The 25,896-nt window shown below is 71.7% G+C and carries 22 protein-coding genes and 1 pseudogene; 15 read left to right on the top strand and 8 right to left on the bottom strand.

What is annotated here, in order from left to right:
* The 12 genes from ABZV42_RS19980 (at position 1) to ABZV42_RS19925 (ending at position 13,047) form a co-directional block, all read left to right on the top strand.
* The gene (locus tag ABZV42_RS19980; protein ID WP_356052958.1) at positions 1 to 1,233 is read left to right on the top strand and encodes an O-antigen ligase domain-containing protein; all 1,233 of its coding nucleotides are present in this window, start codon (positions 1 to 3) and stop codon (positions 1,231 to 1,233) included.
* Between the two features lie 2 nt (positions 1,234 to 1,235).
* Positions 1,236 to 2,504, top strand: coding sequence for a glycosyltransferase (locus ABZV42_RS19975; protein ID WP_356052957.1), 1,269 nt, complete (start codon positions 1,236 to 1,238; stop codon positions 2,502 to 2,504).
* Complete coding sequence (locus tag ABZV42_RS19970; RefSeq protein ID WP_355979111.1) at positions 2,504 to 3,739, top strand: class I SAM-dependent methyltransferase; 1,236 nt, start codon at positions 2,504 to 2,506, stop codon at positions 3,737 to 3,739. Before ABZV42_RS19975 ends, ABZV42_RS19970 begins: the two co-directional genes overlap by 1 nt.
* Complete coding sequence (locus ABZV42_RS19965) at positions 3,736 to 4,566, top strand: glucose-1-phosphate cytidylyltransferase (RefSeq protein WP_356052955.1); 831 nt, start codon at positions 3,736 to 3,738, stop codon at positions 4,564 to 4,566. The genes ABZV42_RS19970 and ABZV42_RS19965 overlap by 4 nt, the downstream gene beginning before the upstream one ends.
* Positions 4,563 to 5,210 carry a PIG-L deacetylase family protein gene (locus ABZV42_RS19960; protein ID WP_355979115.1) on the top strand — a complete coding sequence of 216 codons (648 nt, stop codon included), beginning with the start codon at positions 4,563 to 4,565 and terminating at the stop codon, positions 5,208 to 5,210. Before ABZV42_RS19965 ends, ABZV42_RS19960 begins: the two co-directional genes overlap by 4 nt.
* A gap of 3 nt (positions 5,211 to 5,213) precedes the next feature.
* Positions 5,214 to 6,239 carry an SDR family oxidoreductase gene (locus ABZV42_RS19955; RefSeq protein ID WP_356052953.1) on the top strand — a complete coding sequence of 342 codons (1,026 nt, stop codon included), beginning with the start codon at positions 5,214 to 5,216 and terminating at the stop codon, positions 6,237 to 6,239.
* Complete coding sequence (locus ABZV42_RS19950; protein ID WP_356052951.1) at positions 6,227 to 7,510, top strand: DUF4910 domain-containing protein; 1,284 nt, start codon at positions 6,227 to 6,229, stop codon at positions 7,508 to 7,510. The genes ABZV42_RS19955 and ABZV42_RS19950 overlap by 13 nt, the downstream gene beginning before the upstream one ends.
* 5 nt (positions 7,511 to 7,515) lie before the next feature.
* On the top strand, positions 7,516 to 8,805 hold the full coding sequence (locus ABZV42_RS19945; RefSeq protein WP_356052949.1) for a hypothetical protein: 1,290 nt from the start codon (positions 7,516 to 7,518) through the stop codon (positions 8,803 to 8,805).
* A 178-nt stretch (positions 8,806 to 8,983) separates the two neighbouring features.
* Positions 8,984 to 9,931: a glycosyltransferase family 2 protein gene (locus ABZV42_RS19940; RefSeq protein ID WP_355979124.1), complete on the top strand. Its 948-nt coding sequence runs from the start codon at positions 8,984 to 8,986 to the stop codon at positions 9,929 to 9,931.
* A complete protein-coding gene (locus ABZV42_RS19935) occupies positions 9,928 to 11,166 on the top strand; it encodes a polysaccharide pyruvyl transferase family protein (RefSeq protein ID WP_356052947.1) in 1,239 nt (412 codons plus the stop codon). Before ABZV42_RS19940 ends, ABZV42_RS19935 begins: the two co-directional genes overlap by 4 nt.
* Positions 11,163 to 11,714, top strand: coding sequence for a dTDP-4-dehydrorhamnose 3,5-epimerase (rfbC, locus tag ABZV42_RS19930; protein ID WP_355979129.1), 552 nt, complete (start codon positions 11,163 to 11,165; stop codon positions 11,712 to 11,714). Before ABZV42_RS19935 ends, rfbC begins: the two co-directional genes overlap by 4 nt.
* Before the next feature lie 7 nt (positions 11,715 to 11,721).
* A complete protein-coding gene (locus tag ABZV42_RS19925; RefSeq protein ID WP_355979132.1) occupies positions 11,722 to 13,047 on the top strand; it encodes a glutamate-1-semialdehyde 2,1-aminomutase in 1,326 nt (441 codons plus the stop codon).
* A gap of 17 nt (positions 13,048 to 13,064) precedes the next feature.
* Here the strand turns inward: ABZV42_RS19925 and ABZV42_RS19920 are convergent, their stop codons facing one another.
* Positions 13,065 to 13,760 (bottom strand): phosphatase PAP2 family protein, encoded by a 696-nt coding sequence (locus tag ABZV42_RS19920; RefSeq protein ID WP_355979135.1) that lies wholly within the window; start codon positions 13,758 to 13,760, stop codon positions 13,065 to 13,067.
* 147 nt (positions 13,761 to 13,907) lie between these two features.
* Positions 13,908 to 16,220, bottom strand: a complete 2,313-nt coding sequence (locus tag ABZV42_RS19915) for an FdhF/YdeP family oxidoreductase (RefSeq protein WP_356052946.1) — start codon at positions 16,218 to 16,220, stop codon at positions 13,908 to 13,910.
* Positions 16,221 to 16,428: 208 nt separating this feature from the next.
* On the opposite strand from ABZV42_RS19915, the gene ABZV42_RS19910 reads away from it, so the two are divergent.
* On the top strand, positions 16,429 to 16,743 hold the full coding sequence (locus ABZV42_RS19910; protein WP_356052944.1) for a GreA/GreB family elongation factor: 315 nt from the start codon (positions 16,429 to 16,431) through the stop codon (positions 16,741 to 16,743).
* 48 nt (positions 16,744 to 16,791) lie between these two features.
* Here the strand turns inward: ABZV42_RS19910 and ABZV42_RS19905 are convergent, their stop codons facing one another.
* The 6 genes and pseudogenes from ABZV42_RS19905 to ABZV42_RS19880 all read right to left on the bottom strand — a co-directional run bounded on the left by ABZV42_RS19905 (position 16,792) and on the right by ABZV42_RS19880 (position 23,392).
* Entirely contained in the window at positions 16,792 to 17,070 is a 279-nt protein-coding gene (locus ABZV42_RS19905) for a hypothetical protein (protein ID WP_355979143.1), read from the bottom strand.
* Positions 17,071 to 17,193: 123 nt separating this feature from the next.
* Positions 17,194 to 19,767, bottom strand: a complete 2,574-nt coding sequence (locus ABZV42_RS19900) for an ATP-dependent Clp protease ATP-binding subunit (RefSeq protein WP_355979144.1) — start codon at positions 19,765 to 19,767, stop codon at positions 17,194 to 17,196.
* Positions 19,768 to 20,198: 431 nt separating this feature from the next.
* Positions 20,199 to 21,051 (bottom strand): annotated as a pseudogene (locus tag ABZV42_RS19895) (family 1 encapsulin nanocompartment shell protein).
* Positions 21,048 to 22,085, bottom strand: coding sequence for a Dyp-type peroxidase (locus tag ABZV42_RS19890; RefSeq protein ID WP_355979150.1), 1,038 nt, complete (start codon positions 22,083 to 22,085; stop codon positions 21,048 to 21,050). Before ABZV42_RS19890 ends, ABZV42_RS19895 begins: the two are co-directional and overlap by 4 nt.
* 119 nt (positions 22,086 to 22,204) lie before the next feature.
* Positions 22,205 to 22,849, bottom strand: coding sequence for a DUF1345 domain-containing protein (locus tag ABZV42_RS19885; protein ID WP_355979153.1), 645 nt, complete (start codon positions 22,847 to 22,849; stop codon positions 22,205 to 22,207).
* A 57-nt stretch (positions 22,850 to 22,906) separates the two neighbouring features.
* Entirely contained in the window at positions 22,907 to 23,392 is a 486-nt protein-coding gene (locus ABZV42_RS19880) for a PaaI family thioesterase (RefSeq protein ID WP_355979156.1), read from the bottom strand.
* Between the two features lie 100 nt (positions 23,393 to 23,492).
* On the opposite strand from ABZV42_RS19880, the gene ABZV42_RS19875 reads away from it, so the two are divergent.
* Positions 23,493 to 23,987 carry a helix-turn-helix domain-containing protein gene (locus ABZV42_RS19875; RefSeq protein ID WP_355979158.1) on the top strand — a complete coding sequence of 165 codons (495 nt, stop codon included), beginning with the start codon at positions 23,493 to 23,495 and terminating at the stop codon, positions 23,985 to 23,987.
* A 416-nt stretch (positions 23,988 to 24,403) separates the two neighbouring features.
* On the top strand, positions 24,404 to 25,798 hold the full coding sequence (locus tag ABZV42_RS19870) for a diacylglycerol kinase family protein (RefSeq protein ID WP_355979161.1): 1,395 nt from the start codon (positions 24,404 to 24,406) through the stop codon (positions 25,796 to 25,798).
* Positions 25,799 to 25,896: the final 98 nt, after the last annotated feature.

Raw genomic sequence — 25,896 nt, 5'->3', positions numbered from 1 at the left:
ATGCGTACCGACCCCACGCCGAAGATCGTCGGAACCGTCTGGGGGTTGCTGGTCCTCAACACGCTCGGTTCCGCCGGGGCGAAGACCATCGTCCCGCTGCCCCGCTCCCTCATCCAGATGGTCACCATGGGCGCGCTGGTCACCGCCTTCGCGCTGGCTCTCGCGGTCAACGTCCGGCTGCGCGTACGGACCAGCGCCTATCTGTTCCTGCTGACCCTGCTGCTGGTACTGAGCGTGATCTCCAGCGTGCACCTGGAGTCCGGATTCGGGGCGCTGTTCCGCTGCTTCCGGCTGACCCTGTTCGTCGGCACGCTGTGGCTGCTCAGCCGCTGGTGGGACGGCGGCACGACGTTCGTCCGGCACCACATCCGGATGTACCTGGCGGTGCTCGCGACGGTGGCCGCCGGCCTGATCGCCTCACCGGGGGCCGCCCTGCCCGATCTGTACGGCGGGCGGCTGGTCGGCGCGCTGTGGCCGCTCACCCCGCCGCAGATCGGACAGTACGCCGCGGTGATCATCGGGCTGACCGTGCTGCTCCTCATGGGCCGCCGGACCGACAGGACCAGCGCGGCCGTCGTCATCGTGCCGTCGCTCGTCCTGCTGGCCCTGACCCATACCCGGACAGCCACGCTCGGCCTGCTCGTCGGGCTGGCGCTGGCGATCGGCTCGCTCATCCTGACGAGCGCCGCCGCCCGCCGGTTCTTCACCCGGTCGGTGGCGATCGGCGCGGTGGCCGCGGTGGGGTTCGCCTCCGCGCTCCAGACGTGGTTCCTGCGCGGACAGAGTCAGGAGAACTTCTCCAGTCTCACCGGCAGGGCCAAGGTCTGGCACGCCCTGCTGACGGCGCCCCGGACGACCACGGAGTACCTGTTCGGCGCGGGCCTCGGCGACAAGTCGTTCGACGGGCTGCCGATCGACAACAGCTGGCTGGCCGTCTACAACGAGCAGGGCGTGATCGGCGTCGGTCTGGTGGCGGCGTTCATCGTCGTGCTGGGCGCCGTCGCGCTGCTGCGGCCGCCGTCGCTGCCGAGGGCCTGCGCGATCTTCCTGATCAGCTACTGCGCGATCGCCTCGTACACCGAGGCCGGGCTGGGCGACGCCTCGCCGTATCTGCTGCATCTGGCCGTGGCCGCCTCGCTGCTGGCGACACCCGCCCCGGCCACTGACCTGTCGCCGCCCCGAGCCCCCCGCCGGCACGTCCCGCGATGGGCCCAGAGATCGGAGGTGGTCTGAGCATGCACGTCCTCGTGGTGCACAACCGCTACGCCTCGGCGCAGCCGAGCGGTGAGAACAACGTCGTCGACCAGGAGGTGGCGCTGCTGCGCGAGGCCGGCCATCAGGTCGAGCTGTTCGAGCGGCGCAGCGACGACATCGCCTCCCGGTCCCTGCCGGGCAAGGCGGCGTTACCCCTGCTGGTGCCCTGGAACCCGGCGGTCCGCTCGGAGCTCGCCACCAGGCTCCGCACCGCGCGGCCGGACGTGGTGCACGTCCACAACGTCTTCCCGCTGCTGTCGCCCGCGGTGCTGGCCGCCTGCGCCGACGCGGGTGTGCCCACCGTCGCCACGCTGCACAACTACACCCAGATCTGCCCGCCAGGCACGCTTCAGCGGGACGGCCGGCCGTGCACCGAGTGCGTCGGATCGACGCCCCTGCCCGCCGTCCGGCACGGCTGCTACCGGGGCTCCCGGCTGGCGACGGTGCCGCTCGCGGTCAGCCTGTCGGTGAACCGGCGGCGGTGGTGGACCGGCGTGGACCGGTTCTTCTGCATCTCCGCGGCGCAGCGTGACGTCCTGGTGGGCGCCGGCATGCCGGCCGCGCGGCTGGCGGTGAAGCACAACTTCGTGCCCGAACCGGGCGTCGTCCGGGCGGGCCCGGGCGAGCATGTGCTCTATCTCGGCCGGCTCGCGGAGGCCAAGGGCGTACGGCTGCTCATGACCGCGTGGGACGAGCTCGCCGCCGAGGGCGGAGCGGGCGTGCCGCTCGTGGTCGCGGGCGCGGGGCCGCTGGAGCCGGAGGTGACCGCCTGGGCGGCCGGACGGGACGACGTGCGCTACGTCGGCCTGTACGACCAGGCGCAGTGCCGGCGGGCCATCGCGCGGTCGGTCGCCGTGGTGGCTCCCTCCACCTGGCTGGAGGCGTTCGGCCTGGTGGTCGTGGAGGCGATGGCGGCGGGGGTGCCGGCGGTCGCCGCCGGGCACGGCGCCTTCGTGGAACTCGTCGAGGACGGGGTGACCGGACTGCTGCACCGGCCGGGCGAGGCCGCCTCGCTCGCGTCCTGTCTGCGCCGGATCACGGCGGAGCCGGACGGCAACCGGGAGATGGGACGGGCGGCCCGGCACCGCTACGAAAAGGACTTCAGTCCGGCCGTCGGGCTGGAGCGACTGCTGGAGGGGTACCGCACCGCGATCGCGGGACGGTCCGGCGACGGGGACAGCCCGACGCCGGTAGGGGAAAGAACTGGCTCGCCGCGGGTACAGCCGCGCGAGCGGGATGGGGGAAGTTGATGACACGTTGCCGACTCTGCGGCGCGGCGTCACTCGCGAGCGTCGTCGATCTTGGAGCGACCCCGCCGTGCGAGAGTTTTCTCGCCGCGGACCAACTGGACCGGCCGGAGCCGGCCTACCCGCTGCATCTGCGGGTCTGCACCGACTGCTGGCTCGCGCAGATCCCGCCGCTGATCACTCCGGAGGAGACGTTCAGCGAGTACGCGTACTTCTCCTCCTTCTCGACCTCCTGGGTGGAGCACGCGCGCACGTTCGTCGACGGCGCCGTGCGGCGGCTGGATCTGGGCACGGACGCCTTCGTGGTCGAGGTCGCGAGCAACGACGGGTACCTGCTGAAGCACGTGGTGGACCGGGGGATCCGCTGCCTCGGCATCGAGCCGTCGGTGAACGTCGGCGCCACGGCGCGGGACGCGGGTGTGCCCACGCTCACCGAGTTCCTGTCCCCGGACACCGGCTCGGCGGTCCGCGCCGAGCACGGCCCGGCGGACCTGGTCGTGGCCAACAACGTGTACGCGCACATCCCCGACGTGGTCGGGTTCACCCAGGGGCTGCGCGCCCTGGTCGCCGACGACGGCTGGGTCTCCATCGAGGTGCAGCACCTGCTGACCCTGATCGAGGACAACCAGTACGACACGATCTACCACGAGCACTTCCAGTACTACACGGTCGCGTCCGCGATCCGGGCGCTGGCGAGCGGCGGACTCACCCTCGTGGACGTCGAGCTGCTGCCCACGCACGGCGGCTCCATCCGGCTGTGGGCCCGGCCCACCGAGGTGGCCGGCGAGCCGAGTGGGCGAGTGGCCGAGGTCCTCGACCGGGAGAAGGCCGCCGGGCTCCAGGAGCTGTCCGGGTACACCGAGTTCTCGGCCCGGGTGGCCAAGGTGCGCCGGGACCTGCTGCGGTTCCTCATCGAGGCGGCGGAACGCGGCGAGACGGTCGTCGGCTACGGCGCCCCGGGCAAGGGCAACACGCTGCTCAACCACTGCGGCATCCGGCCCGACCTGCTGGCCTACACGGTCGACCGCAACCCCTACAAGCACGGCCGGTTCACCCCGGGCACCCGCATCCCGATCCTGGCGCCCGAGCAGATCGCCGCGGACAAGCCGGACTACGTCCTGGTACTGCCGTGGAACCTGCGGGCCGAGCTGACCGAGCAGCTGTCCTTCGTACACGACTGGGGCGGCCGGCTGGTCTTCCCCATTCCGGAACTGAGCATTGTCGAGGTCAAGGCATGAAGGTCGTACTGTTCTGCGGCGGCTACGGGATGCGTATGCGCAACGGAGCCTCGGACGACGTGCCCAAGCCGATGGCGATGGTCGGCCCGCGCCCGCTGATCTGGCATGTCATGCGCTACTACGCGCACTTCGGGCACACGGAGTTCATCCTGTGCCTCGGGTACGGGGCGGGCCACATCAAGGACTTCTTCCTCAACTACGAGGAGACGACGTCCAACGACTTCGTACTGCGCGGCGGGCGCACCGAGTTGCTGTCCACCGACATCGCCTCGTGGACGATCACGTTCGTGCAGACCGGCATCGAGTCGCCGATCGGCGAGCGGCTGCGCCGGGTGCGTCCCTACCTGGAAGGCGAGGACATGTTCCTCGCCAACTACGCCGACGTGCTCACCGACGCCCCGCTGCCGGAGATGATCGACAAGTTCGCCGGGCGCGACGCCGGCGCGTCGATGATGGTGGTGCCGCCGCAGTCCTCGTTCCACTGCGTGGACCTGGCCGAGGACGGTCTGGTGGGGGGCATCACCGCGGTGAGCGACATGCCGCTGTGGGAGAACGGCGGCTACTTCGTGCTGCGCCAGGAGGTCTTCGACCACATCCCGGAGAACGGGGACCTGGTCGCCGACGGCTGCGCCCAACTGGCCAAGCGGGGACGGCTGGTGGCGCACAAGCACCGCGGCTTCTGGAAGCCGACGGACACCGTGAAGGAGCGGGCGGCGCTCGACGACTCCTACGCCCGGGGCGACCGTCCGTGGGCCGTGTGGGAGCACGGCGGCACGGGGGCGCTCGTGCCCGGCAGCCGGGCCGCCGCCGGGGCGGGGACCGCGTGATACGGCTCGGCGCCGGGCGCCTGGACCGGATCGTCGCGGTGGGCGCGCACTGCGACGACATAGCCATCGGCGCCGGCGGCACGCTGCTGGCGCTGTGCCTCGCGCGGCCGGGCATCCGTGTCGACGCGCTGGTGCTCTCCGGCGGCGGCAGCGAGCGGGAACGGGAGGAGCGGGCCGCGCTCGCCGCCTTCTGCCCGGGCGCCGACCTGCGGCTGACCGTGCACAAGCTGCCGGACGGCCGGCTGCCCGCGCACTGGGACGAGGCCAAGGGCGCGGTCGAGGAACTGCGCGGGCAGACCGATCCGGATCTCGTCCTCGCCCCGCGCGTCGATGACGCGCACCAGGACCACCGCGGCCTGGCGAAACTCATGACCACCGCGTTCCGCGACCACCTGGTGCTCGGCTACGAGATCGTCAAGTGGGACGGCGATCTCGGCCGTCCGGCGGCGTACCAGCCGCTGTCGCCGGAGGTCGCCGAACAGAAGGTGCGGCTGCTCCAGGAGCACTACCCGTCCCAGCAGCACCGGCCCTGGTACGACCGGGAGGCCTTCCTGGGGCTCGCCCGGATCCGCGGTATCGAAAGCAACGCGCGCTACGCCGAGGCGTTCGCCGTCACCAAACTCACTCTCGACCTGGGGGAATGAACCTTGCGCGTACTGCTGACCGGACACCAGGGCTATCTGGGCACCGTCATGGCCCCGGTCCTCGCGGCCGCCGGGCACGAGGTCGTCGGTCTCGACTCCGGCCTGTTCGCCGACTGCGTGCTCGGCCCGACGCCCGCCGACCCGCCGGGGCCCCGGGTCGACCTGCGTGACGTCACCGCCGAGCACGTGGCCGGGGTGGACGCGGTGATCCACCTGGCCGCGCTGTCCAACGACCCGCTGGGATCGCTGGCGCCGGAGCTCACCTACGACATCAACCACCACGCTTCCGTGACGCTGGCCCGGCTGGCCCGCGAGGCCGGGGTACGGCGCTTCCTCTACGCGTCGACGTGCTCGGTCTACGGCGCCGCCGGCGGCGACGAACTGGTGGCCGAGGAGGCGCCGCTGCGCCCGGTGACGCCGTACGCGGAGTCCAAGGTGCGGGTGGAGGACGACCTGCACGAGCTCGCCGACGGCGACTTCAGCCCGGTGTACATGCGCAACGCCACCGCCTTCGGCTTCTCGCCCCGGCTGCGCGCCGACATCGTGCTGAACAACCTGGTGGGCCACGCGCTGCTGTCCGGCGAGGTCCTCGTCCTCTCCGACGGCACGCCCTGGCGCCCGCTGGTGCACGCAGCCGACATCGCGCGGGCCTTCACCGCCGCGCTGACCGCTCCGCGGGAAGCGGTGCACGACCGGGCGTTCAACATCGGCAGCGAGACCAACAACGTCACCGTCGCCGAGATCGCCGACCAGGTCGCCGAGGCGGTGTCCGGCGCGAAGGTGGTGATCACCGGGGAGAACGGCGCCGACCCCCGGTCGTACCGGGTGGACTTCTCCCGGTTCCGCGCGGCGATCCCCGGCTTCGACTGCGAGTGGACGGTCAAGCAGGGCGCCCTCGAACTCGCCGACGCCTACCGCAAGCACGGCCTGACCCGGGAGAACTTCGAGCAGCGCTTCACCCGGCTGGCCGTGCTGCGCGCGGCGTCCGACGCCGGCACCGTCGACGGCACCCTGCGGTGGCGCCGATGAGCGAGCCGGGCGAGGAGATGCACGCGCTGGTGCGGCGGATGTATCCGCTGTGCCGGAGCATCACCGGCGACGGGGTGCGGGCCACCCTGGACATCGTCGGCGAGTACGTCCCGCTCCAGGTGCACGAGGTGCCGACCGGCACCCAGGTGCTCGACTGGACGGTGCCGCAGGAGTGGAACATCAGGGACGCGTACATCGCCGACCCCTCCGGCCGGCGGGTCGTCGACTTCGCCGCGTCCAGCCTGCATGTCCTCGGCTACAGCGTCCCTGTGTCGGCGACCATGCCGCTGGCCGAGCTGCGCGGACACCTGCACACCCTGCCGGACCACCCGTCCTGGGTGCCGTACCGCACCAGTTACTACAAGCCGGAATGGGGGTTCTGCCTGGCCCAGGAGACGCTGGACGCCATGCCGGACGGCGAGTACGAGGTGCGGATCGACTCCACCCTCGCCGACGGCCACCTCACCTACGCCGAGCACGTGGTGCCCGGTCAGGTGGCCGACGAGGTGATCGTCTCCTGCCACACCTGCCACCCGTCGCTGGCCAACGACAACCTGGCCGGCATCGCGGTGGCCACGTTCCTGGCGCGGGCGCTGGCCGAACAGACGCCGTACTACACCTACCGGTTCATCTTCGCGCCCGGCACCGTCGGGGCGATCACCTGGCTGGCCCGCAACCGGGAGCGGGTGGAACAGGTCAAGCACGGGCTGGTGCTGGCCTGCGCGGGCGACCCGGGCCAACTGACGTACAAGCAGAGCAGGCGCGGCGACGCGGAGATCGACCGGGTGCTGCGGCATGTACTGGCCGCCTCCGAACGCCCGCACCAGGTCAAGGAGTTCACTCCGTACGGCTATGACGAGCGGCAGTACTGCTCCCCCGGGTTCGATCTCGGCGTGGGCTCGCTCAGCCGGACCCCGTACGCGGGCTATCCCGAGTACCACACCTCGGCGGACAACCTGGACTTCGTCTCCCCCGAGGCGATGGCGGACACGCTCGCCCTGTGCCGCGAGGCGTTCGGCGTCCTGGACCGCAACCGGCGGTACGTCAACCTCAGCCCCCACGGCGAACCACAGCTGGGCCGGCGCGGGTTGTACGACTCCCTCGGCGGCCGAAGCGACGCCAAGGAGGCCCAGATGGCCATGCTCTGGGTGCTCAGCCTCTCCGACGGCGAGCACACGCTGCTGGACGTCGCCGAGCGTTCGGGGCTGCCGTTCGACACCGTCGCCGTCGCGGCCGGCGCACTGCGCGACGCCGAACTGATCAAGGCCTGAAGCCGATGACCGTCGAGGGGGAGAAGACAGCGGCACCGGCGGCACCGGCCGGTGCCGCCGGGGGCACCGCCAAGCGGGCCATGGTGGGCCGGCTGTCCTGGGGACTGGCCGACCAGGCGGCCTCCAGCATGTCCAACTTCGTGGTGGGGATCTATGTGGCCCGCTCGCTGGGGCCGACCGCCTTCGGTGTGTTCAGCCTGGCCTGGGTGACCTACGGCGTCGTGCTCAACGTCTCGCGCGGGCTGGCCACCGACCCGCTCGTGGTGCGCTTCAGCGCCGTGCCCGAGGCGTCCTGGCGCGGGGCGGTGACCCGCTCGACGGGTACCGCGCTCGGCGTCGGCACCGTCCTCGGCGCGGTCTGCCTGGTGGCCGGGCTGGGCATCGGCGGCAGCGTCGGCCCGGCGTTCGCCGTCCTCGGCGTCGTGCTGCCGGCGCTGCTGCTCCAGGACGCCTGGCGGTACTCCTTCTTCGCCGCGGGCGCGGGGCGGAAGGCGTTCGTCAACGACGTCGTGTGGGGCGTCGCCCTCCTCCCGGCCATGGTGGTGGCGGCCCATGTGGGCAGCGTGGCCGCCTTCGTGTGCGCCTGGGGCGGGTCCGCCGCGGTGGCCGCGGGGTACGGCTGCCTCCAGTCCGGCATCCGGCCCCGGATGAGCGGGGCGCGCGGGTGGATGCGCGAGCAGCGCGACCTCGGCTACCGGTACCTGGTCGAGAACGTCGGCCTCAGCGGCGCCTACCAGCTGCGCGCGTACGGGCTCGGCGTGATCGTCGGGGTCGGCGCGGTGGGCGCGGTCCGGGGCGCCGAGCTGCTGCTCGGCCCGTTCCTCGCCGTGCTGATGGGCCTGTCGCTGGTCACCGTCGCGGAGGCGGCACGGGTGCTGCGGCGGGCCCCGCAGCGGCTCGGCAAGTTCTGCCTCCTCCTCGGCGGCGGACAGGCCGCCGCCGCGGTGCTCTGGGGCGCCTCGCTGCTGCTGGTGCCCGACCGGCTCGGCGAGCTCGTGCTCGGCGGCGTCTGGCACTCCGCCGCTCAGCTCATCGTGCCGGCCACGCTCGGCGTCGCGGGCGCCAGCCTCGGCACCGGCGCGGCGGCCGGACTGCGTGCGCTCGGCGCGGCCCGGCGCAGCCTGCGCTGCCAGATGTTCGCCTCCGTCTGTTACGCCGGCGGCGGGCTCGGCGGGGCGGCCCTGGCCGGCACGGTCGGTTCGTCCTGGGGCGTCGCCGCCGCGACCCTCACCAGCTCGGCCGTCTGGTGGCTCCAGCTGACCTCCGCCCTGCGCGAGCACCGAGGGAGTGTCTGATGCATCTCCGCGGCGTCGCGACGCCCTGCACGTACTCTCGCCGCCCCGGCCGAAAGCCCAAGTACACCCAGTACGAGGGCTTCCGTCCGGCACGCCGAGAGCACGCACCGGACGCCGCTCGTTCCCCACGGAGATCCATCAGACACCCCCTGGACCCGAACCTTGAAGTGAGGACGACATGACCGCCCATCCCCGGCTGAGCATCGGGCTGCCCGTGTACAACGGCGAGGAGTATCTGGCCGAGTCGCTCGACGCCCTCCTCGGCCAGACGTACGAGGACTTCGAGCTGGTCGTCTCCGACAACGCCTCGACCGACGGGACCGAGGACATCTGCCGCCGGTACGCCGCGAAGGACTCGCGCATCCGGTATCTGCGGCTGCCCCGGAACATCGGCGCCACACCGAACCACAACCATGTGCTCGCCGAGTCGCGGGGCGAGCTGTTCAAGTGGGCCTCGCACGACGACCTGTACGCCCGGGACCTGCTGCGGCGCTGTGTGGAGGCGCTGGACGAGCGGCCGGAGATGATCCTCGCCCACTCCGGCCAGGCGGTCATCGACGGCGACGGCCAGGTGAAGGTCCCGTACGAGTACGTGCTCGCCACCGACTCGCCGCACGCGCCGGAGCGCTTCCGCAGTCTGCTGTTCGAGCCCGGCGGCGACGACTTCTACGGGGTGTTCCGGACCGAGCGGCTGCGCCGGGTGAAGGCGATGGACAGCTACCACCACGCGGACCGCACCTACGTCGCCGAGATCACCCTGCACGGGCCCTTCCACCAGGTGCCGGAACTGCTGTACTTCCGCCGCGACCACCCGACCCGCGCCGAGCGGGCGAACCCGAGCAAGCGCTCCCGGTGCGTCAACCTGGACCCGCGCCGGGCGGGCGCGCTGCACCCGACGCCCCGGCTGCTCGCCGAGTACGTCTGGGGCTTCGTCTCGGCGATCCGGCGGGCGCCGCTGTCCCCGGCCGACCGGCGCGAGTGCTACCGCCACCTGGCCGCGTGGATGACCAGCCGGGTCCGGCCGGGCGCCGGCGAGCGGGTCGAGGACCGCGCCCCGGTCGACCCGGACCTGCTCACCGTGTCCGTCGACGCCCTGGTCGCCGGCCGTGAGGGGCGGCGGCCATGACGCCCGCGAACGGGACTCAGGTGCGCGCCGGGGTGTTCGGCCTGCTCGGCTCCGGCAACCTCGGCAACGACGGGTCGCTGGAGGCCGTGCTCGGATATCTGCGGGACAGGCACCCGGAGGTGTCCGTGGACGCGCTGTGCGGCGGCCCCGAGGCGGTGACGGCCCGGTACGGGATCCCCGCGACGCGGCTGCACTGGTACCGCGGGGAGTACCGGACCGCCTCACGCGCGGGCGCGGTCGTGGGAAAGGGGCTTGGCAAGCTCGTCGACGTCTTCCGTACCGCTGCCTGGGTGCGCGGGCACGACGTGGTGATCGTCCCGGGCATGGGTGTCCTGGAGGCCACGCTGCCGATGCGGCCGTGGGGCTTCCCGTACTCGCTGTTCCTGCTCTGCGCGGCCGGCCGGCTGTTCGGCACCCGGGTCGCGCTGGTCGGCGTCGGCGCCGCCCCGATCGGCAATCGGGCGACCCGGACGCTGGTGCGCTGGTCCGGGCGGCTGGCCGCGTACCGGTCGTACCGGGACGCGCCGTCCCGCGACGCGATGAGGGCGATGGGCGTGGACACCGCGCGCGACGAGGTCTACCCGGACGTCGCGTTCTCCCTGCCGGCACCGCAGGCGAGCCCGTCCTTGGACCCGCCGGGCCGCGTCTGCGTCGGCGTCATGGCCTTCCACGGCAGTGACGACGACCGCGCCCGGGCCGAGGAGATCCACCGGCGCTATCTCGACGGGACCACCGGGTTCGTCCGCGCTCTGGTCGAGGACGGCAGGCAGGTCCGGCTGGTCACCGGGGACGACGTCGACGCCTCGGTGGTCGAGGCGATCCTCGGCGCGGTGGACTCGCCGCTGGTCACCGTGGCCGAGGCGGCCTCGCTGGCCGATGTGATGAAGGAGATGGCGGCCGCCGACAGCGTGGTGGCGACCCGGTACCACAACCTCATCTGCGCGCTGAAGGCCGGCACTCCGACGATCGCGCTCAGCTACGCGGCGAAGAGCGACGCGCTCATGGCCCGGATGGGGCTCGCCGCGTACTGCCACCCGGCTCGCGAGGTCGACACCGACCGGCTGCTCGAACAGTTCCGGACGCTGGAGAGGAACGCGGCGGACGTCCGGCTGACCCTCACCGAGCGGAACCAGGACGCCGTCCGGCTCCTCGACCGGCAGTTCACCGCCCTGACAGCGGCCCTGTTCCCGACGGCCGACCATGCCCACGCCCACGCCCCGCGGGAGACTCCATGAAAGCGACCGAGGTCCCGGCGATCGCCGGTGCGTTCCTGTTCGAGCCGACGCCGTACGCCGACGAGCGCGGCTTCTTCTGCCGCACCTTCGACACCGACGTGGTCCGCTCGGTGGGCCTCGACCCGGGCGCGTTCATCCAGGACAGCCTCTCCCGCTCGGCCGGGGGCGTGCTGCGCGGCCTGCACCTGCGCTCCGGCGCGGGCGAGGCCAAGCTCGTGCGCTGCTCGTACGGCAGGATCTTCGACGTCGTCGTGGACCTGCGGCCGGACTCGCCCACGTACCGCAACGTGGCCACCTTCGAGCTGTCCGGCGAGACACAGGTGACCCTGTACATCCCGGCGGGGTGCGCGCACGGCTTCCAGGCGCTGACCGAAACCGCCGACACCTCGTACCGGATCGACCGTCCGCACGATCCGGCCGAGGACGTGACGATCGCCTTCGACGATCCGGAGCTCGCCGTTCCCTGGCCGCTGCCGGTCACATCGATGTCCCAACGGGACCGGGAGGCACCGAGCCTCGCCGAAGTCCTGAAGCACGAAGAGAGTTGAGGTCCGCGTGGACACCGAAGAGCTCAAACTGCCCCGCTCGCGCAGGGCGAACGAGCGACTGCACGCCATGATCCCCGGTGGCGCGCACACGTACGCCAAGGGCGACGACCAGTACCCCGACAACCTGGCCCCGGTCATCAGCCACGGCAGCGGTGCCCACGTGTGGGACGTCGACGGCAACCGCTACATCGAGTACGGCTCCGGTCTGCGGTCGGTCAGCCTCGGTCACGCCCACCCGCGCGTGATCGAGGCGGTACGGCGGGAACTGGACCGCGGCAGCAACTTCGTCCGGCCCTCCATCCTGGAGGTCGAGGCCGCGGAACGCTTCCTGGCCACGGTGCCGACCGCCGACATGGTGAAGTTCGCCAAGAACGGATCCGACGCCACCACCGCCGCGGTGCGTCTCGCCCGCGCCGCCACCGGGCGCCCTCGGGTGGCCCTGTGCGCCGACCATCCGTTCTTCTCCGTCGACGACTGGTTCATCGGCACCACGCCGATGTCCGCCGGCATCCCGGCGGCGACCAACGAACTGACCGTGACGTTCCCCTACGGCGACCTGGCCGCCACCGAGGAGCTGCTCACCCGGTACCCGGACGAGATCGCCTGTCTGATCCTCGAACCCGCCACCCACACCGAGCCGCCGCCCGGCTATCTCGCCGGTCTGCGGGAGCTGGCGGACCGGCACGGCTGCGTCCTGGTCTTCGACGAGATGATCACCGGATTCCGCTGGTCCGAAGCGGGTGCCCAGGGCCTGTACGGCGTCGTGCCCGACCTCTCCACGTTCGGCAAGGCGCTGGGCAACGGGTTCGCCGTCTCCGCGCTGGCCGGGCGCCGCGAGTTCATGGAGCTGGGCGGGCTGCGTCACTCCGGCGACCGGGTGTTCCTGCTGTCCACCACGCACGGTGCGGAGACGCACTCCCTGGCGGCCGCGATGGCCGTGCTCACCACCTATGTCGAGGAGGGTGTCACGGCTCGGCTGCACACCCTCGGCGAGCGGCTGGCCGCCGGTGTGCGCGACGCCGCGGCCACCATGGGCGTCGGCGACCACATCGTCGTCCGGGGCCGGGCCAGCAACCTGGTCTTCGCCACTCTCGACGAGAACGGGCGGCCGTCGCAGGAGTACCGCACCCTGTTCCTGCGCCGGCTTCTCGCGGGCGGGGTACTGGCCCCCTCGTTCGTGGTGAGCAGCGCGCTCGACGAGGCGGACATCGATCAGACCGTCGATGTGGTGGCCCAGGCCTGCGCGGTGTACCGCAAGGCACTGGACGCCGCCGACCCCACGCCCTGGATGGCCGGACGGCCGGTGAAGCCCGTGTTCCGCCGCTCGGCGTGACCTGACAGGACGTGACATCAGCGGTGTTCCCGGCGGCCCGCGTCGGCCATTCGCTCGGCAGTCCGGTCCGACGGCCGGTCCGACGGTCGTTCGACCCGCCGGTCGGCCGTCCGGTCGATCAGCCACGCGGTCGCCGGTGTCACCGCCAGCGCGGTGCACCAGCCGCCGAGGGCGTCGGTCGGGTAGTGCGCGCCCAGGGCGACCTCCGCCCAGCCCATGGCGGCCCCGGCGAGAGCCGCCGCGGCGAGCACGAGTGACAGGCCCGCCGTCCTGCCGAGGCCGGGGCGGCCGGCCGCCGTCAGCGCCGCCACGAGGGCGATCGTGGTGGCGAAGGCGGTGTGCCCGCTCGGGTAGGACAGGTTGTCCGGGCCGTGGATGGTGCGGCCCACCAGGGACTTGAGCAGGGTCGCCGTTCCCACGGCCGCCGCGGGGCCGGCGACGAGAAGCGCCGCCGCGCGAGCACGCCGCAGAAGCAGGCATCCCGTGACGAGGGCCGCGACCAGCGTCACCGAGCCCACCGGCTCCCCCAGGAAGTCCAGGGCCCGGGCGACGTTCCGCCACGGCGGCCCCACACCGTACGCCTCCGTCCCGAGGCGCGCGTCCCATGGGCCGGGCGTGCTGTCACCGGCGTACAGGAACCCGAGCACGAGAACCACCAGCGCGGCGAGGACGGCGACGAGCCCGAGCCACGCGCGCAGCGCCGGGGGTGTCACGGCGGCTTCCGCATGACGCCAACTCCCCACTGACACACCCCCGTTGTGTCCGACTTGGCCCGAGCGCGAGCCTTTGTCACCCTAACCAAGGAAGCCGTCGCGGGACACCGCCCGCGGCCGGTCCGCGGGTCAACACTTCGCGAAATCTCAACTCGACGGCGAGACAGTGACGTTGAGGTGTTTCATCAACGGCTGGTCGCTCTGGAGGCTGTAGTCGCCGATCGCGCAGAGGACGTTCATCTCCGGCATGTAGCCGGCCGCGCAGCCGCGGGGGATGTCGTACGGGACGGCCAGATAGCCGTCGAGTCCGCGGTGGCTGCCGTCCTTGGCCGTGCTGACGATGTCGACCGGGGTGAACTCGCAGATGCCCCGCTCCCGCATGTCGTCCTCGTTCATGAAGACCAGCGTGCGCAGGTTCTTGATGCCCCGGTAGCGGTCGTTGTCCGAGTAGATCGTGGTGTTCCACTGGTCGTGGGAACGCATGGTGCCGAGCGCCAGGGTGCCGGGGGCGGGGACCACGTCGGGCAGGGGGGCCGCGGAGAACTCGGCGAGGCCCGACGGAGTGAGGAAGACCAGTTCACGGGCGGGCTGTTTGATACGGAACCCGAGCGGCAGGCGCACGCGGCGGTTGCAGTCCTCGAAGCCGTCGAGGACCCGGGCCATCGTGTCGCGGATGCGGTCGTAGTCCTCGACGTACCACTCCCACGGGGTGGCGCTGTCCGGGAGGGCGGCGCGCGCGATGCCCGCGATGACGGCGGGCTCGGACAGCAGGTGCTTCGAGGCGGGGCGCTTCATGCCGACGGACAAGTGGACCATGCTCATCGAGTCCTCGACCGAGGTGCTCTGGACGCCGCCGCGCTGATGGTCCTTCTCGGTCCGGCCCAGACACGGGAGGATGAGCGCCCGGCGGCCGTGCACGAGGTGGCTGCGGTTGAGCTTGGTGCTCACCTGGACCGTGAGATCGCAGTTGCGCAGGGCCGCGTAGGTGTACGGGGTGTCGGGCGCGGCGAGGGCGAAGTTGCCGCCCATGCCGACGAACACCTTCACATCGCCGCGGTGCATGGCCCGGATGGTGGCGACGGTGTCCATGCCGTGCTCGCGGGGCGGGTCGATCCCGCAGACCTCGGCGAGCCGGTCGAGGAACACCTCGCCCGGCCGGTGGTCGATGCCGCACGTCCGGTTTCCCTGGACGTTGCTGTGGCCGCGCACCGGCGAGGGACCGGCGCCCTCGCGGCCCAGATTCCCGCGCAGCAGAAGGAGGTTGACGATCTCCCGCACGGTGTCGACGCCGTGTTCGTGCTGGGTGACGCCGAGACACCAGCTGAAGATGGAGCGGTCGGCGTCGCGGTAGACCCGGGCCGCCTCGAGGAGGCCGTCCCGGCCGATCCCGGACTGGAGCTCGATCGCGTCCCAGGAGGTGGCCTCGCACACCGCGCGGTACTTGTCGAAGTACGCCGTATGACGGTCGATGAACTCCTGGTCCAGGGCCTTGGGATCGGTTCTGGACTGCTCCAGGATCGCCTTGGCCATCCCCCGTATCAGCGCCATGTCGCCGCCGATGCGCGGCTGGAGGTTCAGGGTGCTGGTCCGGGTGGACTTCAGGACGGCCATGTCCGTGAAGTCGTGGGGGACGATGGTCCGGGTGGCGGCCGCCTCGACCAGGGGGTTGATGTGCACGATCTGAGCGCCGCGATGGTAGGCCTCGGCCAGTGCGGTGAGCATTCTGGGCGCGTTGGAGGCCGCGTTGACGCCCATGATGAACAGGGCGTCCGTGGTCTCCCAGTCCTTGAGGTCGGCGGTCCCCTTGCCGGTGCCGAGCGATGCCGTCAGGCCCCGGCCGCTGGCCTCGTGGCACATGTTCGAGCAGTCGGGCAGGTTGTTGGTGCCCAGTTCGCGGGCCAGCAACTGGTAGAGGAACGTGGCCTCGTTGCCCAGGCGGCCCGAGGTGTAGAAGGAGGCCCGGCCGGGATCGTCGAGTTCGCGCAGGGTGCGTCCGGCGAGTTCGAAGGCGTCGCGCCAGCTGATCGGCACGTAGTGGTCCGACTCCCGGTCGTAGACCATCGGTTCGGTCAGCCGGCCCTGGTCCTCCAGGTCGTAGTCGCTCCAGCCGGACAGCTCGGTCACCGAGTGCGCGGCGAAGAACTCGCGGCCGACCCGCTTGCCCGTCATCTCCCAGGTGACGTGCTTGATGCCGTTCTCGCAGATGTCCAGGTGCAGGCCCTTGGTGTCGTCCGGCCAGGCGCATCCCGGGCAGTCGAAGCCCGTGTTCTCGTGGTTCATGCGCATGATCGCGCGCGGGCCGTCCACGAGGGCGCGTTCGCGGACCAGGAACCGGCTCACGCTCTTGGCCGCACCCCAGCCGGCGGCCGGGTGGTGGTAGGGGCGGAATTCGGGTTCGCCCCGCGGGTCGGGGCCCACATGGGGTTCCCGCCCGTCCCGGCCGTCCTGGGATGCGTTCAAGAGTCTCACCGAGCCGTTGGCTGTCGCGGCGCTAGCACTGGGGTCGTCGTCCGTGGTTCGCGGCGTGCTTGCGGCGGCCCTTCTTCTTCCGGCGTCGCTTCGAGGACATGGGGACCTCCCTCACTGGGGGGACGGCACGAGGCGTCCCGCACTCCGGTCCTCCACGATTCCACAGATCACATATCACCGCGATAGGGCACATCAACGTATGAAAGATCGTAGATATGCCGATACTGATCCGATTCGGCTCTCAACACTCAACTCTCGTACACCGAGGAGCAGGCATGTCCAGCGAACCGGCACCGATCAGCGAGGCTGCCCGGCAGGCACTGGAGCAAGGTTCGAGGACGGCACGACGGACACCGTTCAGATCGGCGGGGGCGCCGCGGTGCTGGACCGGACGCTCGTCACGGCCGACAGCCCGCTCGGGCGCGCTCTCCTCGGCCGCCGCTCAGGAGACACCGTGAGCTTCCAGGCACCCGAAGGACCCCGGAGCGCGGTAGTGGTCTCCCTGTGCCACTAGGACCTCTCCGCTCCCCGGAGTCCCACGGGGGCGTTTCCCGGGGTGAGTTCAGTCCCCGTAGCTGGAGGGCGGGTAGGGGGCTCGGGTCCGCCGGGTGAAGTCGCCCGTCGGGATCCGGCCGGACCTCACCTCCAGGTCGATATCCACGCGTTCCCGCCGGTAGGCGGCTTCGGGATCGTCCATGGGCCCCACGGCCAGACCGGCTTCCCGCCGCTCGCGGACCGTACGTGCCTGGAGTTCGTCGTCGTCGCACCGCAGGGGCATTCCCCTGTTGTGGGCGTGCTCCGGATCGCCTTCGACAGCCCGGTTGGACTTGTGGTGCGTCATGCGCAGCCTCCTCAAACGACTACCCGGCGTCTCGCGCGCCCGGGCAGGTCCTCGGTGTCAGGAGTCCTCCGTCCCGTCCTTCGTCGTGCGCCGATACTCGTTACGTGTGTCGTCGGCGGACGCTCAGCCCGCCCGCACCGCCTCCGCGTCGTGGCCCGAGGCGCCCTCGCCCGAAGTGTCCTCGCCCGAGGCGCTGTCGGCGGGGGCACTGCCGGCCGGAGCACCCTTGCGCACGGTGCACCGCACCGAGCCGTCCCGGTCGTCGGCGACGATCGTGTCGCCCGGTTCGGCCTCGCCGCCGAGCAGGAGCTCGGCGATGCCGTTGTCGAGTTCCCTCTGGATCGTGCGCCTCAACGGGCGGGCGCCGAACTCGGGTTGATGACCGTGGGCGAGCAGCAGCTTCTTGGCCGCCCCGGTCACCTCCAGCCTCATGCCCTGCGCGTGCACCCGGCGTTCGCTCCGGCCGAGGAGGTGCTCGACGATCTGCGCGAGATCGTCCTCCTTCAGTCCGTGGAAGATGATGATGTCGTCGATGCGGTTGAGGAACTCGGGCAGGAACCGGGTCCGCAGCTCTTCCATCAACACGTCCTTGAGCTCGGACGCATCGCCCTTGTGGTCCAGGATCCGGTGCGCGCCGATGTTGGAGGTCATGATCACGACGCAGTGCCGGAAGTCGACCGTGCGGCCCTGCCCGTCCGTCAGGCGGCCGTCGTCCAGGATCTGGAGCAGCGTGTTGAAGACATCGGGGTGCGCCTTCTCCACCTCGTCGAACAGGACGACGCTGTACGGCTGCCGGCGGACCTTCTCGGTCAACTGCCCCGCCTCGTCGTACCCGACGTATCCGGGAGGCGCGCCGACGAGACGGGCGACCGTGTGCTTCTCCTGGAACTCGCTCATGTCGAAGCGGATCATGCGCTTCTCGTCGCCGAACAGCTGCTCGGCGAGGGTCTTGGCCAGCTCCGTCTTTCCCACACCGGTGGGGCCGAGGAAGAGGAAGGAACCCACGGGACGGTTCGGGTCGCCCATGCCCGCCCTGTTCCGGCGTACGGCCTGCGAGACGGCGGTGACCGCCTCGTCCTGGCCGACGATCCGGGAGTGCATCTCGTCCTCCAGCTTCAGGAGCTTCTCCTTCTCGCCGGCGGTGAGTTGGGACACCGGGATGCCGGTGCGCCGGGAGACGACGTCCGCGATGTCACGGGCGGTCACCGAGACGACACCGGCGCGCCGCTCCTCGATGCCCGCGAGCTCGCCCTCCGCCTCGGCGATGCGTCCCTTCAGCTGTCCCGCCCGCTCGAAGTCCTCGGCGGCCACGGCCTGATCGCGTTCACGGCGCAGTTTCGCGATGCGGTCCTCGCGTTCGGCGACCTCGGTCGAGCGGCTCGCGCCGCGCAGGCGTACCCGGGCACCCGCCTGGTCCATCACGTCGATCGCCTTGTCGGGCAGGAACCGGTCGCTGATGTAGCGGTCGGACAGTTCCGCCGCCGCGGCCAGGGCGCCGTCGGCGAAGCGGACCTGGTGGTGCGCCTCGTACGCGTCCCGCAGACCCTCCAGGATCTGTACGGTCTCCTCGACCGTCGGCTCCGGGACCAGCACCGGCTGGAAGCGCCGTTCGAGCGCGGCGTCCTTCTCGACGTACTTGCGGTACTCGTCGATGGTCGTCGCACCCACGACGTGAAGTTCTCCGCGGGCCAGAGCGGGTTTGAGCATGTTGCCCGCGTCCATCGAGCCCTCGCCCGTCGCGCCCGCGCCGACGACCGTGTGCAGTTCGTCGATGAAGAGGACGATCTCTCCGTCCGACGCCTGGACGTCCTCGATGACCTTCTTCAGCCGCTCCTCGAACTGTCCTCGGTACTGGGCGCCCGCCACCATGCCGGACAGATCGAGCGAGACGACACGCTTGCCCTTGAGCGTGTCCGGGACGTCACCGGAGACGATGCGCTGCGCGAGTCCTTCGACGATCGCGGTCTTGCCGACACCCGGCTCGCCGATGAGCACGGGGTTGTTCTTGGAGCGTCGCGAGAGGATCTCGATGGTCTGCTCGATCTGCTCGGCACGTCCGACGACCGGGTCGAGCCTGCCGGCCTTCGCCTCCTCCGTCAGGTCCCGCCCGAACTCGTCGAGGGTCGTGGCGGGCTTGTCGGGCTCGGCGGAACGGCTTTCGGGACGGGCCGTCCGTTCCGTGAGACCCGCCAGCTTCTGCGCGTCCTGCCCGTCGGCGCGCAGGAGCCGGGCGGCGCCGGTGTCGGCGTCGCCCAGCAGGGCGGCGAGGATGTGCTCGGGACCGATGTAGGACACACCGGCCGCCCGGGAGCGGGCGTACGCGGCGGCGAGGGTCCGCTTGGCCGCCGGGGTCAGGCCCGGCTCCGAGGACGGTTCGCTGCTCTCCCGGGGGAGGACCTCGGCCAGCTGGGCGGCGAGGGCGTCGGGGTCCAGCTCCGCGCGGGCCAGCAGCGAGCGCGAGGGCTCCACCTTCGTGGCGGCCCACAAGAGGTGCTCCGTGTCGAGGTCCGACGTCCCGTCCTGCTGGGCCCGCCGCGCGGCCAGGTTCAGCAGTTCCTGCGAGGACTCCGTCAGCAGCCGGCCGATGGGCACCCGCTGCACCGCCGGCGGAGAGGAGGCGGGTGACATCCCGAAGAAGCGGTTCAGCAGTTCACCGAAGGGGTCGGACGAGCCGAAACCGTAGGACGACATCGACATGGACAGCTCCCGGTGCGGCGATGAGTCCTTTCCACCATTTCGCGGCGCCTATTGCTCCGCAACCGGAGCGGGCTCCCGCGCCCCGAAGGCCCTGGCCTGCGATTTCCCCGCGGCGAAGACGGAACTCACCGAAGGGAAGGGCGCGTTGACGGACACCGGAAAACGGGGACGGCCCGGAAAACAGGTACGGCCCGGGACACGGACCCGCCGGAAGCGCCGCCCTGCCCGGGGAAGGCCCGCGCACCGGGCGGGTCGGACCGTGCCACCGTCCGAGTCCCTGTCCGTCCGCCGTCCGAGCCCCTGTCCGTCCGTCGTTCCAGCCCCTGTCCGTCCGCCGTCGGTGCCCCTGTCCGTCCGCCGACCTGCCGCCTGCTGCGGCACCGGTCCCCCGTTGGTCCCGACCGGTCCCGACCGGTCCCGACCGGTCCCAGCTAGTCCCCGCTCGATTCGGTCCACGGGTCGAGTGCCACCACGGCCTCGTCCGTGTGGACGAGGAACGTCAGGGTCTGGCGGAAGTACAGGTCGATGCCGGTGGCGTCATGGGACGTGTAGCCGATGGCGAGATCCTCGCCGAGGCGCAGTTCGTAGTCACCGCCCCGGGTGGTGAGCAGGAAGGCCCCCTCCACGGCGGGCGCCCAGATCAGCCGGCCGTCGAGCAGCCGGCCGAGGTGGGCGGCGACGGGATAGCCGTGGTCGGAGGTCTCGCTGACCGCCGTGTACGCCTCCGCGCCCAGCAGCAGCGCGTACGGGCCCTGCACACCTGCCAGCCGCAGGGTGCCTCAGGGCATGGCTGACGGCGTCGGGGAAGTCGCGCGGCTCCGCGGGAAGACGGAGCACGGGATTGGAGGTACGGGCGCGGAGACCGTCGACACGGGCCGCCGTGTATCCGTTGAAGACGGTCTGGTCCTCGGCGAACGCCATGGTGCGGGCGGCGTCCTTGACCGGCTGCCAGTCGGAGTCCTTGGCGCCCCGGTCCACGTCGTCGACGGCGTCACGGCTCACCCGGAACGGCACGGTCAGTTCGACCAGGGGCTGGACCTGGCGCAGCCGGGCCGCGACACCGGGTGACGGCCCGTCGATGCCGGACAGATGGCCGGTGCCCACGGCGGCGAGCGCGGGGCCGTCGGGGCCCGAGACGTCCACGACCCGGCGGCCGGCGAGATTGCGCCGGAACGTGCGGCGGGCCTCGTCCTCGATCTCGTTCCACGCGGCGGGCGTGACGGGTGCGAGTTCGCGGTGCAGGTTGCCGGTCCCGGCGGTGGTGGCGTCGGGTGCGGTCGTCATGTTCGGACTCCTTTGAGGCTGCCGATCCCCAGTGAGCCGTCCGCCGCCGGGCGGTCGGCGGCCACGGCGCCGGGGTCCGTCGCGGGCTCGTCCGCCTCCCGCTCGCCGGGGGCTGCGGGGAGGTCGTCGAGGAAGCCAGCGGGCGGCACGTGGAAGAGGCATCCGGTGATCGCGGTCGAGAAGTCGAGGATGCGGTCGTGCGAGGCCCGGTCGTCTCCGAGGAACATGTTGCGCAGCATCTGCTCGGTCACCTCGGGGCTGCGGGCGTAGCCGATGAAGAAGGTGCCGAACTCGCCGGCGCCCAGGGTGCCGAAGGGCATGTTCTCGCGCACGATCTTGCGTTCGTCGCCGTCCTCGTCGATGACTGTGTTCAGGGCGACGTGGGAGTCGGCCGGTTTGACGTCGTCGGGGAGTTCGGTGTTGGCGAGCTTCGTGCGCCCGATGACCCGCTCCTGCTCGTCCGACGGCAGCGCGTTCCAGGTCCGCAGGTCGTGCAGATACTTCTGGACGATCACGTAGCTGCCGCCCGCGAAGGCGGGGTCCTCGTCGCCGATGAGCACGGCGTCGGCGGCCGCGGGGCCTTCGGGGTTCTCGCTCCCGTCGACGAAGCCGAGCAGGTCGCGGTCGTCGAAGTACTTGAACCCATGGACCTCGTCGACGACCGTGACGGCGCCGTCCAGCCGTTCCATGATCAGCCGGGCGAGTTCGAAGCAGAGGTCCTTCCTGCGGGCCCGGAGGTGGAACAGGAGGTCTCCCGGCGTGGACGGGGCGCGGTGGCGCCTTCCCGCCAACTCCACGAAAGGGTGCAGTTCCTGGGGCCGGGGGCCGCTGAACATCCGGTCCCAGGCCGCCGATCCGATGCCGACGACACAGCCGAGGTCGTCGTCGGGCGCCCGGAAGGAGACGGAGCGCCGCAGTCCGGAAACGTCCTCCAGCAGACCGCGGACCGTGTCCTCGTGCCCCGGCGAAACGGAGACCACGAGGAACACGGTGGCCGTGGCCGGTCGGGAGAGCACAGCCTGTGGCTCGGCCAAGGGTCGGCCTCCTCGTGGGGCGCGGAGGTGTCCGTCACGCACGGACCGGTCGTTTCCTCTCCCCATCCTGCTGCGTGCCGGGGCAAACCGCACCAGAACGGCTCGCGTCCGCGGCAGCGTCAGCCGCTCACGAGTCGGACGACGACGTTGATGGCCGTGGCGAGAATGCTGGTGCCGAACACGTACGACAGGAGGCAGTGCCGCAGCACGATCGAGCGGATCCTCGAATCCGACACGCCCGTGTCGGAGACCTGGTAGGTCATCCCGAGGTTGTAGCTGAAGTAGAAGAAGTCGCGGTACGCGGGCGGGTCGTCCGTGTTGAAGTCGATGCCGCCGTTCGTGTCGTAGTACACGTAGGCGTAGCGGGTGGCGTACATCAGGTGCAGGGCGGCCCAGGCCAGGAACACCCCGCACAGGGCGGTGACCGCCGCCGCGTGGCCGTGGTCGGACCGGCCGCCGCGCAGGAGCAGCAGCACGATGGCGCACAGCCCGCACAGGGCGACCGCGACCACCACGAGTTCGTCGGTCAGGGGACGGAAGTCCTCACGCCGCGCGTTGTCGCGGGTGGCCACGGCCGTCATCGGCCACAGCACCACCCAGCCGGCCAGGACGAAGAACAGTTCGGTCGCGGCGATCCCGGACAACAGGCCGAGGAAGACATCGTTGGAGAGTCCGACGGCCAGACCGACCAGGGCGCCGAAGCTCAGCGCGACGATCAGGCGCGGCACGGCGTCCAGGGGCAGACTCGGCAGGCTGATCCTCATGGGCCGCAACGCTATCCCCGGGGCCGCCGCGCGGCCCGGTGCAACCCGCGGCCCGGTTCAGACGGAGAACAGCAGGCAGCTGCTGGTGGTGTGGGCGAGCAGCCGGTCGCGGGCGTCGAAGAGCTCCGCCTGCGCGAGAGCCGTACGGCGGCCGCTGTTGAGGACGGTGCCGACCGCGCGGATCCTGCCGGTGTCCACGGTGACCGGCCGCAGGAACTTCACGTTCAGGTCGAGCGAGGTGTACCCGGTGCCCCGGGGCAGCACGGACTGCACGGCGCAGCCCGCGGCGGAGTCCAGCAGGGTGGCGTAGATGCCGCCGTGGACGCTTCCGATGGGGTTGTAGTGCTCCTCCCCCGGCACCAGCGTGAAGACCACCCGGCCGTGCTCGACCTCGTCGAGCGTCATGCCGACGGTCGCGGAGATGGGCGGCGCGGGGAGCCGTCCGGCCTGCATCTCACGGAGGAATTCGAGGCCGCTGTACCGGGCGACGGCGGTCGCGGAGACGGCCGGGTCCTCCCAGTCGTACGTACGAGACCTGCCCATGACTCTTCCACTCTCCCTGCTCGACTTCTGACTCTGTTTTTCGAAGTTAGCCAGCCAGGCCCCTGGCTGTCAATCTCACAGTCAGCCTACGATGGCACCCATGACGTGGCTCGACACGAGTACCGAGAACTGCACGGTCCAGCGGACGCTCGACCTGATCGGCGAGAAGTGGTCGATGCTGGTCCTGCGGGACGCGATGAACGGCGTACGGCGCTTCGACGACTTCCGGCGCCATGTCGGGCTCTCCGACAGCGTGCTGGCGGACCGGCTGCGGAAGCTGGTCGCGGCCGGGATCCTGGACTCCGTGCCGTACAGCGAGCCCGGCAGCCGTACCCGTCACGAGTACCGGCTCACCCGCAAGGGCTGGGAGCTGTGGCCCGTCATGATCGCCCTCAAGCAGTGGGGCGACCGCTACACCGCGGATCCCGAGGGGCCGCCGCTGGAGGTCGTGCACGCTGACTGCGGCGAGCCGGTGCGCGCGGCGGTCGTGTGCGGGGCCGGACACGGCGCGCTGATCCCGCCGGAGGCACGCACCCGCCCCGGCCCTTCGGCACGGCGGGCGGATCCCGCCGGTCGGCCCGACTCCGGACGGTGAATCCGCCCGGCTCCTGGCGGTGAGGCGGCCGGAGTCTCGGCGGTGAGGCGTGGGGGTGCAGGGCGGTGAACCGGCCGGCCGGTTGACCCTCGGGCGGCCAGGCGGAGGCGGTACCGGGCTGAGGCGGAGGGGACCGGGGCAGGAATCGGGCTGAGCCGAAGGGGGCCGGGGCAGGTACCGGGCTGAGGCGGAGGGGTGCCGGGGCAGGAATCGGGCCGTGACACAGGCCGCCTCGTGGTGCCGGAGCCCCGCTCGTGACAGCGTGACCCCATAAGGGATGTCCCGTCACAAAAAGGCTGTCCTGGCGCGTCGGACATGGACGCCCGCCGTACGGGCATCCGGTTCGCGTGACCAGCACGGCGGCGCCCCTCTCACGGCGGGCGTCGGTGCTCGACGGACCGACCGGTGGAGGAGCGATGAGCGCGCAGACGGGGCCGCCGGCCCGCGAACGGTGGGCGGCGAGGGCCGCGCTGGTATCGGCGGCGCTCGCCGTGGCACTGCCCCTCGTCTTCGGCGGCGTACGCGGCTTCCTGCTCCTGCTGGCCGCCCTCGCCACCATGGCCGTCGCGGCGGCGGCCCTGTGGTGGACGCTGACCCGGCGGGGCCCGGTGCGCTGGATCGCGGGCGCGCTCGCGATCGTCCTCCCCCTCGCCGTCATCGTGGTCCTCGCGGTCACGCTGCTGTGGACCCTGCTGCTGTCCCCCGTGCTGTGGATCACCGCCGTGTGGTGCGGCCGGTACGCCCTGCGCAGCGCGCGCGGCCGTGTCCGGCCGATGAAGGAGCACCGCACCCCGCCGCCGCGGCGGCCGTTCATCCTCATGAACCCCCGGTCGGGCGGCGGCAAGGTGGAGCGGTTCGGTCTCGTGGCGAAGGCCGAACGGCTCGGCGCCCGTGTCGTGCTGCTCGACCCGGAGCAGCACCAGGACGTCACCGAGCTGGCCCGGCGGGCGGTGGCGGACGGAGCGGATCTGCTGGGCGTGGCGGGCGGGGACGGGACACAGGCGCTCGTCGCGGCCGTCGCCGCCGAACACGGGCTGCCCTTCCTCGTCGTCTCGGCCGGCACCCGGAACCACTTCGCCCTGGACCTCGGCCTCGACCGCGACGACCCCGCCACCTGCCTCGACGCGCTGACGAACGGGGTCGAACTGCGGGTGGACCTCGGCTTCGCCGGGGAGCACCCGTTCGTCAACAACGCCTCGTTCGGCGCGTACGCGGCGGTCGTCCAGGATCCCGCCTACCGGGACGACAAGATCGGCACGATCATGGAGCTCCTTCCGGATCTGCTCACCCGTCGGCGCGGGCCCGAGCTGACCGCCCACGCGGCCGGCACGACGCTCGACGCGCCCCAGGCGGTGCTGGTGAGCAACAACCCCTACCGCACGAACGATCCGGCGGGCCTGGGCAGGCGCGAGCGGCTGGACTCGGGGCTGCTCGGTGTCCTCGGCGTCAAGGTGGACAGCGCGGTCGAGGCCGCCGCCCTGTTGCTCTCCCCGGCGCCGCACGGCCTGTCGGTCCTCACCGCGCGCGAGGTGGTCGTGACCGCCGACGGCGGCGAACTGGAAGTGGGCATCGACGGCGAGGCCATGCTCCTGCCCACACCCGTCCGCTGCCGTGTCGAACCGGGCGTGCTGCGCGTACGGGTGCCGAAGAAGCGTCCGGGCGTCCCCTCGGTCCAGCCCGCCCTGGACTGGCGCCGGCTGCTGGCCATGGCCCTGCTGGTCGGCCGCACGGCGGGCGTCCACCGCCCCGGCCACGGACCGGGCCGAGGGCCGGAGGAGGGGAAGCACGCGAAGGACGCGGCCGGATCGTGACGTGAGGGACGACCGCCCTACGCCGGGTCCGGCGGGCCGGTCGTCGACCGCCGCACGCCGGGTCGCGGGGTCACTGAATCGCTGGGTCGCCGGGTCGG

Source organism: Streptomyces sp. NPDC005281, assembly GCF_040607495.1.
Taxonomy (GTDB): domain Bacteria; phylum Actinomycetota; class Actinomycetes; order Streptomycetales; family Streptomycetaceae; genus Streptomyces.
Note: the sequence above shows the minus strand (reverse complement) of the source record. Positions and strands in the feature narration are given on the sequence as shown.